General features: G+C 68.6%; 8 protein-coding genes. 1 reads left to right on the plus strand and 7 read right to left on the minus strand.

The genetic code is table 11. The features are described 5' to 3' along the window. Position 1 precedes the first annotated feature (1 nt). The 3 genes from ACIQTX_RS13340 to ileS are packed head-to-tail and all read right to left on the minus strand — an operon-like array spanning position 2 to position 5,150. Positions 2 to 415: a DUF4233 domain-containing protein gene (locus ACIQTX_RS13340; protein WP_402972688.1), complete on the minus strand. Its 414-nt coding sequence runs from the start codon at positions 413 to 415 to the stop codon at positions 2 to 4. Continuing rightward, complete coding sequence (locus ACIQTX_RS13345; protein WP_028501596.1) at positions 412 to 1,764, minus strand: folylpolyglutamate synthase/dihydrofolate synthase family protein; 1,353 nt, start codon at positions 1,762 to 1,764, stop codon at positions 412 to 414. The genes ACIQTX_RS13340 and ACIQTX_RS13345 overlap by 4 nt, the downstream gene beginning before the upstream one ends. Further along, entirely contained in the window at positions 1,761 to 5,150 is a 3,390-nt protein-coding gene (gene ileS, locus ACIQTX_RS13350; protein WP_402972690.1) for an isoleucine--tRNA ligase, read from the minus strand. Before ileS ends, ACIQTX_RS13345 begins: the two co-directional genes overlap by 4 nt. A 303-nt stretch (positions 5,151 to 5,453) precedes the next feature. On the opposite strand from ileS, the gene ACIQTX_RS13355 reads away from it, so the two are divergent. Further along, positions 5,454 to 6,104 (plus strand): pentapeptide repeat-containing protein, encoded by a 651-nt coding sequence (locus ACIQTX_RS13355; RefSeq protein ID WP_028501594.1) that lies wholly within the window; start codon positions 5,454 to 5,456, stop codon positions 6,102 to 6,104. Positions 6,105 to 6,112: 8 nt separating this feature from the next. Here the strand turns inward: ACIQTX_RS13355 and ACIQTX_RS13360 are convergent, their stop codons facing one another. Genes ACIQTX_RS13360 through ACIQTX_RS13375 form a run of 4 tightly spaced genes read right to left on the minus strand, consistent with a single transcriptional unit; the run spans position 6,113 to position 11,013 of the window. Further along, the gene (locus ACIQTX_RS13360; protein ID WP_402972693.1) at positions 6,113 to 7,621 is read right to left on the minus strand and encodes an ATP-binding cassette domain-containing protein; all 1,509 of its coding nucleotides are present in this window, start codon (positions 7,619 to 7,621) and stop codon (positions 6,113 to 6,115) included. After that, entirely contained in the window at positions 7,618 to 8,430 is an 813-nt protein-coding gene (locus ACIQTX_RS13365; protein WP_402972695.1) for an ABC transporter permease, read from the minus strand. Before ACIQTX_RS13365 ends, ACIQTX_RS13360 begins: the two co-directional genes overlap by 4 nt. Further along, a complete protein-coding gene (locus ACIQTX_RS13370; protein ID WP_402972697.1) occupies positions 8,427 to 9,374 on the minus strand; it encodes an ABC transporter permease in 948 nt (315 codons plus the stop codon). Before ACIQTX_RS13370 ends, ACIQTX_RS13365 begins: the two co-directional genes overlap by 4 nt. Positions 9,375 to 9,399: 25 nt before the next feature. Further along, the gene (locus tag ACIQTX_RS13375; protein WP_402972699.1) at positions 9,400 to 11,013 is read right to left on the minus strand and encodes an ABC transporter substrate-binding protein; all 1,614 of its coding nucleotides are present in this window, start codon (positions 11,011 to 11,013) and stop codon (positions 9,400 to 9,402) included. Positions 11,014 to 11,054 lie beyond the last annotated feature (41 nt).

Below are 11,054 nucleotides of genomic sequence, written 5' to 3' on the forward strand. Positions count from 1 at the left end.
GTCATTCACTCTCTGTCTGAGTCTCGGTCGTGGGTTCGGCAGGGCGTCGTGCGTCCAACCGAGCCCCTCCGATGGTTGCATACGCCCACATGCCGCCGAAAATCAGGACGACGAGCAGGATGGACGGAACGAAGAACGCCGACAGCGCGACGATGGCCTGCACGACCCACCCGGCCGTGATCGCCCACGGCTTCGTGATCATCCCGGCGATGGCGATGCACGCCAGGGCCAGCACTGCGCCGCCGACGATGCCCCACCACTGCTCGATCCCGGCGGGAAGCTGGCGCAACCCGAAGATCGTGAGCCCGACCAGGAACACCACGATCGCCTCGAAGCCGAGCACGATCGGTGCGAGCTTCTGCACGAGGGTGCGCGGCGGACGCGGCCGACGGACAGGTGTCGCATCGGCGCTCATGCGCGCCACCCCGACTTCCAGTCCTCCGCCTGAGCCAACGCGATGGCTTCGCCGGCGAGGACGACGGAACCCGCGATGATCACGGCGCGACGATCGGAGGATGCCGCCCATTCGCGTGCGGCGTCAGCGGCATCGGCGAGCGAGTGGTGCACGGTCGCACGCTGGCCGGCCTGTTCGACCAGGTCGGCGATCGCATCGGCTTCGCTCGCGCGATCGGAGTCGGGAGCAGTGGCGAACACGTGTGCGACCGCCGGAGCGAGCTCGGCGACGATACCAGCGGCGTCCTTGTCGGCGAGGACGCCGAGCACCAGACCCCACTCGTCGAAGTCGAAGCTGTCGTCCAGCGCCTGGGCGAGCGCCTTGGCACCGTGCGGGTTGTGCGCGGCATCGACGATCACGGTCGGCGCGATGCCGAGCAGCTGCAGCCTGCCAGGCGATGTGCTCTCCTGCAGGCCGCCGGTCACGATGTCCGCGGCGATGCGCTGTGTGGCTCCACCGATGAGCGATTCGACAGCGGCGACGGCGAGGGCTGCGTTGTGGCCCTGGTGGGCGCCGTACAGCGGCAGGTACTCCTCGGCGTACTCCCCCGCGAGACCGCGGATCGTGAGCAGCTGCCCGCCGACGGCGAGCTTCTGCTCGGTGAGGCCGAACTCTTCACCCTCGAACGCGATGGTCGCGTTGCGCTCTGCGGCCACTCGGCGCAGCACCTCAGCAGCCTCCGCAGGCTGCTGAGCCGAGACGACGGCTGCGCCTTCCTTGATGATTCCTGCCTTGACCTCGGCGATCTCCGCGATCGTGCTGCCGAGCCGGTCCGCGTGATCGATGTCGATCGGGGCGAACACCGCGACGTCGCCGTCTGCGGTGTTCGTGGAGTCCCACTCCCCGCCCATCCCGACCTCGAGAACCAGCACATCGATCGGTGCATCCGCCACGGCGACGAAAGCCAGCACCGTCAGCAGCTCGAAGAAGGTCAGCGGCGCATCGCCCGCGGCCTCGAGCTCGGCATCGACGATGTCGACGAACGGCTCGATCTCGTCCCAGGCGTCCGCCACGGCCTCATCGGCGATGGGTTCGCCGTCGATCATGATGCGCTCGGTGAAGCGCTCCAGGTGCGGGCTCGTGAACAGTCCCGTGCGCAGATCGTGTGCCCGCAGCAGACTCTCGATCATCCGCGCGGTCGACGTCTTGCCGTTCGTGCCGGTGATGTGCACGACGCGGTAGGTGCGCTGCGGGTCGTCGAGGAAGGCGAGGATGCGCGCGGTGCGCTCCTTGCGGGGCTGCACCCAGCGCTCTCCTGCTCGGCTCAGCAGGGCCTCGTAGACGGCATCTGCCCTGTCCTTGGCGCTCATGCTCCGACTCCCTTCCTGGTGACGGCGATCGTGAAGTCGCCGGCGTTGGCGTAGGTGCCCGCCGGGATGTCCGCTGCGAACTCGGGCGTCACGCCCCCGGCCGCGGCCAGGATCGCCCCATGTCCGAAGATCGAGTCGCCGTGCGCGTCGATCACGAAGTACTCCTCGGCCAGCGTCTCGGCGGCGATACCGGCCAGATCGAACGCGGAGACGACGGCCCTGGTGTCGGCATCGTCGTGGAAACGCAGGACCAGCGTGATGCGGTCGCTGACGTCGAAGTCGGCGTTCTTGCGGGTCTCCTGCACGGCGCGGATGACGTCGCGCGCGAGCCCCTCGGCCTCCAGCTCCGGGGTCGTCGTCGTGTCGAGCAGCACGAATCCACCGGTCGGGACGATGGCCAGCGCCTCGCCCTCCGGGCGGCCCGTCGTCTCGAGCACGAGCTCGTACTCGGCCGGCTCGAGGGCGATGCCACCCGCCGTGACGACACCGTCGACCTCGCTCCAGTCTCCCGAGCGCGCGGCCTGGATCGCCTTCTGCACGTCCTTGCCGAGACGCGGACCCGCCGCGCGGGCGTTGACGCTCAGGCGGTGCGCGATGCCGTACTCCCCTGCCGTGTCATCGGCGAGCGGGACGAGTTCGACGGACTTCACGTTCAGCTCCTCGCGGAGGATGTCCTCGAACTGTCCGAGCAGCGCCGCAGAGGGCGAGACGACCGTGAATCGGGCCAGAGGGAGCCGCACACGCAGCTTCTCCTTCTTGCGCAGCGCGTTGCCGACACTCGACAGCTCACGGACGGCATCCATCGCGTCACGGATCTCGTCCGCCGCGGGGAACGACGCCTCGTCGGGCCAGTCGGTCAGGTGCACGCTGCGTCCGCCGGTCAGCCCCTGCCACACCCGCTCGCTGACGAGCGGCACGAGAGGAGCAGCCACCCGGGTGAGCGTCTCGAGCACCGTGTAGAGCGTGTCGAAGGCCTCACGGCTCTTCGGCTCGTCTGTCACACCGGTCCAGAAGCGGTCACGCGAACGCCGGATGTACCAGTTGGTGAGCACCTCGACGAAGTCGCGCAGTCGTGCGGACGCCGTGGTGGAGTCGAGTCCCTCCAGGTCGGCGCGCACCTCGCGGACGAGGTCGCCGAGACGGGCCAGGATGTAGCGATCGAGCACATCGGTCGAGTCCGTGCGCCAGGAGGCCTCGTAGCCGTCGGAACCGGAGGCGTTGGCGTACGTCGCGAAGAAGTACCAGGAGCTCCACAGCGGCAGCAGGAATTCGCGGACGCCGGAACGGATGCCCTCTTCGGTGACGGCGAGGTTGCCGCCGCGGAGCACCGAGCTCGACATCAGGAACCACCGCATCGCATCGGAGCCGTCGCGGTCGAGCACCTCTGACACGTCGGGGTAGTTGCGCAGCGACTTCGACATCTTGTAGCCGTCGCTGCCCAGCACGATGCCGTGGCAGCTCACGCCCGTGAACGCCGGACGGTCGAACAGCGCGGTCGACAGCACGTGCATGACGTAGAACCAGCCGCGGGTCTGCCCGATGTACTCGACGATGAAGTCGGCCGGCGAGTGCGAGTCGAACCATTCCTGGTTCTCGAACGGGTAGTGCACCTGGGCGTAGGGCATCGAGCCCGAGTCGAACCACACGTCGAAGACGTCTTCGATCCGGCGCATCGTGCTCTTGCCGGTGGGGTCGTCGGGGTTCGGGCGCGTCAGGTCGTCGATGTACGGCCGGTGCAGGTCGATCTCGCCCTCGGGGTTGCGCGGCAGCGTGCCGAAGTCGCGCTCGAGATCCTCCAGAGAGCCGTAGGCGTCGACGCGCGGGTACTCCGGGTCGTCGCTCTTCCAGATCGGGATCGGCGAACCCCAGTAGCGGTTGCGGCTGATCGACCAGTCGCGTGCGCCCTCGAGCCACTTGCCGAACTGACCGTGCTTGACGTTCTCCGGCACCCAGGTGATCTGCTCGTTGTTCGCGAGCATGTCGTCCTTGATGTCCGTGACGCGGATGAACCAGCTCGACACGGCCTTGTAGATCAGCGGGTTCCGGCAGCGCCAGCAGTGCGGGTACGAGTGCTCGTAGCTCTGCAGACGGATCAGACGACCGTTCTCGCGGATCAGGCGCACGAGCGGGGTATTCGCGTCCATCCAGAGCTCACCCGCGACATCGGTGACGTTGGGGAGGAACCGTCCGCCGTCGTCGAGCGACAGGATCGTGGGGATTCCGGCGGCACCGGCGACCCGCTGGTCGTCTTCACCATAGGCCGGGGCCTGGTGGACGATGCCGGTGCCGTCGCTGACCGTGACGTAGTCGTCGACCAGGATGCGCCACGCGTTCTCGGTGCCGTACGTCTCGGTGTCGGCGTAGTAGTCGAACAGCCGGTCGTACGTCACGTCCTGCAGCTCGGCGCCGCGGACGGTCGCGTCGACGGCCGCGAGTGCGTCTTCGGGGCTCTCGTACCCGAGGTCCTTGGCGTAGCCGCCGACGAGCTGGCGGGCGAGCAGGTAGCGGTGTGCTGAGGCCTCGATCGCGGCATCCGCCGTCCCTGCGGCCTGGTGCACGTCTGCTGCGCCGTTCGGGCCGGCGGGGAGCACCACGTACTCGATGTCCGGGCCCACGGCGAGCGCGGCGTTGGTCGGCAGGGTCCAGGGCGTCGTCGTCCAGGCGAGGGCGCGCACACCGGTGAGCCCGAGCGCCTCGGCCTTGGCTCCGGTCAGCGGGAAGGTGACGGTGACGGAGGGGTCCTGACGCATCTGGTACACGTCGTCATCCATGCGCAGCTCGTGCGCGCTGAGCGGGGTCTCGTCGCGCCAGCAGTACGGCAGCACGCGGTAGCCCTCATAGGCGAGACCCTTGTCGTACAGGGTCTTGAACGCCCACAGCACGCTCTCCATGTAGCCGAGGTCGAGCGTCTTGTAGCCGCGATCGAAGTCGACCCAGCGCGCCTGACGGGTGACGTAGTCCTGCCACTCGTGCGTGTAGGCCAGGACCGAGCTCTTCGCCTTCTCGTTGAAGACGTCGATTCCCATCTCTTCGATCTGGCTCTTCTCGGTGATGCCGAGCTGCTTCATGGCCTCGAGCTCGGCGGGAAGACCGTGAGTGTCCCACCCGAAGACGCGATCGACCTTGTGGCCGGTCATCGTCTGGAAGCGCGGGAACACGTCCTTGGCATACCCGGTGAGCAGGTGCCCGTAGTGCGGGAGTCCGTTGGCGAACGGAGGGCCGTCGTAGAACACCCATTCAGGCGATCCCTCGCGCTGCTCGATCGAGGCGCGGAAGGTGTCGTCGGACTTCCAGAAGTCGAGCACCTCCTCCTCGATCTGCGGGAAGCGGGGGCTGGGCGCGACGGAATCGGCGGCGGGGCCGAAGGAGGAACGGGGGTAGGTCATCGTGTCTCGCAGTGGTCGTCGTGGCGGATGCTCCTGCGAGGACGACCCTCGCGGACCGCGGTACCACCTCGCGTGCCACGCCTCACGGCGGGACCACTCTCACTGCGGCTGTGACGGGCCTGCCCCGCTCGGTTCTACTGAGCGCTTCCCGAAGGATTCGCCGTTCTTCCGAGAGCTCCCCGGTGATGCCGGATCGATGCTCGTGCGTCCAGTGTACGCGGCTTCCCTCCTGCACGAGGCCGCGGAGCGCCTCCGATCGTGCCCGGACCGAGCTCTGTCCGCGGCAGGCCATAGCCTCGAAGCATGGCCCGCACATCCGAGTCCCCCGCCCCACCGCGCACGACTGCTCCCGACCTCCCGCCCGTGTTCGAGGCCGCTTCCCCCGCACGCAGCGCCGACCTCTTCGCCGCCAGCCTCGACCTCACCGGCACCGTCGATCTCGCCTACGCGACGCTCGAGCAGTGCACGGTGAGCGCCGACGCCGACGCGGTCGATCTCACGGGTGCGACCGTCGTAGACGTCGAGATGTCCGGGGCACGCATCGCCTCCCTCCGCATGCGCGATGCCGGGGTGCGGCGACTGCGGGTCAGCGGAGGCCGTATCGGCACACTCGATCTCAGCGAGGCCCGCATCTCCGAGCTCGAGCTGCGTGATGTGCGGATCGATTACCTCAATCTCGGCGCTGCGAAGGTCACCGATCTCGAGATCACCGGCTGCGCCATCCGCACGATCGACATGCCCAGGGCAGAACTCACCCGTGTGCGGTTCACCGCCACGTCGAGCGACGAGGTCGACCCGCGCGGCATGCGGGCGAAAGACCTCGACCTGCGCGGCCTCGACGCCGTGGCCTACCTCGACGCCAACAGTCTCCGCGGCGCCACCCTCACCTCGTTCCAGGTGCAGCAGCTCGCGCCGATGTTCGCCGCAGGCCTCGGCATCCAGGTCAAGGGCTGACCGACAGTTCAAGGCTCGACGGGGCCACTCGCCTCCAGCAGCTCCCGAGTGAACGGATGCTGCGGGGCTGCGAACACATCCGCCGTGACACCCTGCTCGACGATCCGCCCGTCCTGCATCACGAGCACCTCGTCGGCGACCGCCCCGACCACATCGAGGTCGTGCGAGACGAGGATCATGGTCAGCCGCCGTTCCTCCTGCAACCGCGCGAGCAACCGCAGCACCCTCTCCCGCACCGATGGATCGAGAGCTGAGACGGGCTCATCGAGCACCAGCACCTCAGGATCGGCGGCGAGCGCCCTGGCGATCGCCGCCCGCTGACGCTGCCCGCCCGACAGAGCGCTCGGACGCCTGTCGGCGAGTTCGGGTGCGAGTCCGACCTCAGCCAGGAGCTCGGCGACCATCGCGACGCGGCGGGCACGTGGCACCCCGCCGGCCTCCAGGCCCTCCCTCAACGAACGGCCGATCGTCCATCGCGGGTCGAACGCGCCGAGCGGGTTCTGGTGCACGAGCTGCACGCGTGGTGTGCCGGTCCAGCGCAGAGAACCGCGCTCCGGCGCCTCGACGCCGACGATCATGCGCGCGAGTGTCGTCTTGCCCGATCCCGACTCCCCCACGATGCCGAGAGTCTGCCCCTCCGACACGGTGAACGAGGCGTCGATGACCGCGGGCACCCCGTCGAAGGTCTTCGAGAGGTCGGCGGCTACCAGCACCGGTGCGGGCGCAGACTCCGCAGCGGAGCGGGGCTCGTGAATCGTGGCGGCGATGAGCTGCTTCGTGTAGTCCTGCTGAGGGTTCTCCAACACCTCGCCCACCGGGCCGGACTCGATCACGGCCCCACCCTTCATCACGATCACTCGGTCGGCGATCCGGCGGACCGCGGCGAAGTCGTGACTGATGAAGACGAGGGCTGTGCCCGCATCTGTGATCTCGCGCAACAGGCCGAGGATCCGCGCCTGCACTGTGGCGTCGAGGGCTGTCGTCGGCTCGTCGGCCACCAGCACGGCGGGCGCCGCGGCGAGTGCGGAGGCGATCAGCGCGCGCTGCCGCAGCCCGCCGGAGAGCTCATGCGGATGCTGTCGCGCACGACGGTCGGGCTCCGGCATCCACACCCGCTCGAGGAGCTCACGCACACGGTTTGCGGTCGGCACCCGCCCACGCACCATCCGATGCAGGGTCAGCGGCTCGGCGACCTCTGCTCCGATGCGGCGCAGCGGGTCGAGCGAGACCAGCGCATCCTGGGAGACGAGTGCGATGCCCGCCCCCCGCAGTTCACGCCACTCACGTTCGGAGAGACCTGACGCGTCTGTGCCGTCGATGACCAACCGGTCGAGGGAGACGGCGGCTTCCCGTGGCACCAGCCCGAGCAGCGCGCGAGCCGTGAGCGTCTTGCCAGCCCCCGACTCGCCGACGATCGCAACGCATTCCCCCCGTTCCACCGCGAACGAGACGCCGTCGACGACCGGGGTCGCGTCGAACGCGATGCGCAGCCCCTGTACCTCGAGCGCCGCACTCATGCCACCCCTCCGTCCGCACGCGCCCGCAGGATGCGCCCGACCACCGTCGCCGACACGACCGAGAGAGTGATCGCGATACCGGGGAAGAGCGAGATCCACCATGCCTGTCCGAGCACGTTGCGCCCACCCGCGAGCATCAGCCCCCACTCGGGTGTCGGCTCGGAAGGGCCGAGACCCAGGAAGCTGAGGCCTGCCGCAGCCAGGATGCTCGACCCGATGCCGATCGTCGCGAGCACGCTCAGGGCACCGAGCACTCCCGGCACCACGTGCCGCGTGAATGCCCGCACGCGGGGAACCCCCAGGATGCGAGCCGCTTCAACGTGCTCGGCGACCCGCAGCGTCTGCGTCTGCACCCTCGCAAGCCGGATGTACACGGGCACCGCGGCCAGAGTCACCGCGATGGCGATGTTCACGGGGCCTGGCCCCAGCACCGCGACCACGACGAGCGCGACCAGGAACTCCGGAAACGCCATCAGCACGTCGTTCACCCGCATCACCGTGGTGTCGACACCGCGCGGTGCAACTCCCGCGAGCGCACCGATGACGAGCCCGACCGCGAGCGCCACCGCGGTCGCGAGGAGCCCGATGCCCAGGGACCGACCCGCGCCGTAGATGACGCGCGAGTACACGTCGCGGCCACTCTGATCGGTGCCGAACATATGCTCGGCACTCGGCGGAAGCAGGGCGGAGCGGACATCGGTCTGCAACGGATCGTGCGTCGCAAGGACGCCGGGCCAGAGCGCGACGAACGCGATCGTGGCGAGCACCACGATCGCACTCCAGAGCAGTACTCGCTGCGCCCGCCTCATCGGACGCCACCGGATCGGGCGGCCTTGACGCGCGGATCGATCAATGGATGCACGAGTTCGACGACGAGGTTCACCGCGACGAAGACCAGCGCGCTCAGCAGGATGATCCCGGTGATCACGGGAAGATCGCGGTCGCTGATCGCGGCGAGCGTGACCCGGCCGAGACCAGGACGGGCGAACACGGTCTCCACCAGCACCGCGCCGCCGAGAACGGAGCCGGTGAGGTAGGCGGTGAGGGTGACCGCAGACGCCGCGCCGTGTCGCAGTCCATGCCGGAGCGTGAACCAGGTCGAGCTCGCGCCACGGGCACGCACGGTCTCTGCGAACGGCATCCGCTCGGCCTGCACCAGGCCGTCGCGCAGCACCTGGCTCAGAAGCGCCGCGACCGGGAGCGCGAGCGTGACGGCAGGCAGCACGAGCGTAGCGGGGTTGCGCGCCCCTGACACCGGGAACCACCCGAGCCCGAACGCGAAGACGCTGAGGAGGACCAGCCCGATCCAGAAGACCGGCGACGACAGCACCACGAGCTCGATCCCTGCTGCGACCGCCCGACCGGCCTGACCACGCACGAACACCGCCACGGCGAGTGCGAGCACGAGCGCGATCAGAAGGGCCAGAACTGAGAGCTGCAGCGTCGCACCCAGCTGACGGCCGATCACGTCCGCCACCGGCATCCGCAGCTGGTACGACTCCCCCAGGTCCCCCCGAGCGAGCTGTCCGATGAAACCGAGGTACTGCTCGAACGGCGGGCGGTCCAGTCCGAGGTCGGCACGGATGCCGTCTTTGACAGCTTCGCTCACCTGCGCCTGGGGCCCCAGCATCACCGACACCGGGTCTCCGGGGATCACCCGGAACGCGAGGAACGTGACGGTCGCCGCTCCCCACAGAACGATGACGACGGACGCGGCCAGGCCGGCGATGCGGACGAGAGCAGCCTTCACCACTCGTGCCCTCCGCTCAGCCGGCGGTTCAGCCGACGGTCACATCGTAGAACAGCGGACGACCGTACAGGTCGTACTCGAGTCCCTCGACGCGCTCGCCGACGGCCGTGATCGCCGACGGGCTGTACAGCGGCACGATCGCCGTGTACGTGGCGTTCCACTGCTGCAGCTGGGTGTAGAGCTCATTGCGCTTGTCCTGATCACTGCTGGCGACGGCCTGCTCCAGGAGTGCGTCGATCTCGGGGTCGCTGACCTGCGAGGCGTTCTGGAACCCGTCGGTGTGCAGGTGGCTGCGCAGCAGGTCGGGGTCGACGCCCGAGAAGCCCCAGTCCGTCAGGTCGAACGTCTTCGGCTCGTACTGCTCGTTGTACGCGCCGGGCTCGAGCACCTCGCGCTCCACCGCGAAGCCGATCCCCTTGAGGTCGGACTGGATCGCGTTGGCGAGCGCGGCGCGGTCGTCGGGGACGGGCGTCCATGCGATCCATCGCACCGAGAGTCGCTTGCCGTCCTTGATGCGGATGCCGTCGGTGTCGCGTTCGGTCCATCCGGCCTCGTCGAGGAGCGCATTGGCGGCATCCTGGTCGAACGGCCAGCTGCCCTCGAGCGACGCGTCGTAACCCGGGGTCGTCGAGCCGAGGATGCTCCATGCACGCGGGAACTGGCCGAAGTAGATCTCTTCCACCGCTGCGTCGATGTCGATGCCACGCGCGAACGCCTGACGCACCTTCTCGTCGGCGAAGACTCCGTACTTCTCGTTCAGGTACAGCGAGTACGGCAGGCCCGGGTACTCGATCGAGTCGACCGTGATGCCATCGCCGAGATCCTTCGCGAGGTTCGGCGGGATGTTGCTGGCGAGGTCGGCCTCGCCGCTCGTCACGACGCCGGTACGGACCGAGGCCTCCGGCTGGATCTCCACCCGGAGCGTCTCGAACTTCGGCGCCTTCGTGTCATGCGGACCCCACGCATAGTCGTCGTTGCGGGTGTACACGATCTCCTGGTCCGGCGTGTACTCGGTGAGCTCGAACGGACCGGTGCCGACGGTGATGTCGGGTCCGCCCGCCTTGAGCTTGTCCGCAGACTTCGCGAGCACGGCCGGCGAGTAGAAGCCGAGCTGCGGCGTGCTCGCCGCCTGCAGGAACGGTGCGTACGGCTGCGTGAAGGTCACCTTGACCGTGTGGTCGTCGATGACCTCGGTTCCTTCGTAGAAGTCGGCGCCGAGCATGCTGGCCGCCTGAGCGGATGCCGTCTCCGGATCGACGATGCGGTCGAAGTTCGCCTTGACCGCCGCAGCGTCGAACTTCTCGCCGTCGGTGAAGGTCACGTCGTCACGGAGCACGAACGTGTACTCCGTGCTGTCCGGCGAGACCTCCCAGCTCTTCGCGAGCCACGGGCTGAAGGTTCCGTCGCTCTCTTGGAACACCAGCGAGTCGAGCACCGCCCGCTGCACCATGCCGGAGACGTCGAGCTGACTCACCTGCGGGTCCATGTGCCCGGCCGAGAGGTTCGCGCCCTCGATGGACCACACCAGCTCCCCGTCGCCTTCGCCTTCGGAACCGGGGCTTGCGCAGGCACTGAGCACCAGTGCGGTGGCAGCGGCGAGCGCGGCGAAGGGCAGGAGACGACGCACAGGATTTGCGGGCATGGCGATTCCTCAGGACGAACGGGTCGGGATGCATCCATCCT

This window comes from Microbacterium sp. NPDC090281 (assembly GCF_044769635.1).
Classification (GTDB): Bacteria; Actinomycetota; Actinomycetes; order Actinomycetales; family Microbacteriaceae; genus Microbacterium.

Coding starts and splice junctions, on each gene's coding strand:
- ACIQTX_RS13340 (WP_402972688.1), bottom strand. CDS start 415: ATGAGCGCCGATGCGACACCTGTCCGTCGGCCGCGTCCGCCGCGCACC.
- ACIQTX_RS13345 (WP_028501596.1), bottom strand. CDS start 1,764: ATGAGCGCCAAGGACAGGGCAGATGCCGTCTACGAGGCCCTGCTGAGC.
- ileS (WP_402972690.1), bottom strand. CDS start 5,150: ATGACCTACCCCCGTTCCTCCTTCGGCCCCGCCGCCGATTCCGTCGCG.
- ACIQTX_RS13355 (WP_028501594.1), top strand. CDS start 5,454: ATGGCCCGCACATCCGAGTCCCCCGCCCCACCGCGCACGACTGCTCCC.
- ACIQTX_RS13360 (WP_402972693.1), bottom strand. CDS start 7,621: ATGAGTGCGGCGCTCGAGGTACAGGGGCTGCGCATCGCGTTCGACGCG.
- ACIQTX_RS13365 (WP_402972695.1), bottom strand. CDS start 8,430: ATGAGGCGGGCGCAGCGAGTACTGCTCTGGAGTGCGATCGTGGTGCTC.
- ACIQTX_RS13375 (WP_402972699.1), bottom strand. CDS start 11,013: ATGCCCGCAAATCCTGTGCGTCGTCTCCTGCCCTTCGCCGCGCTCGCC.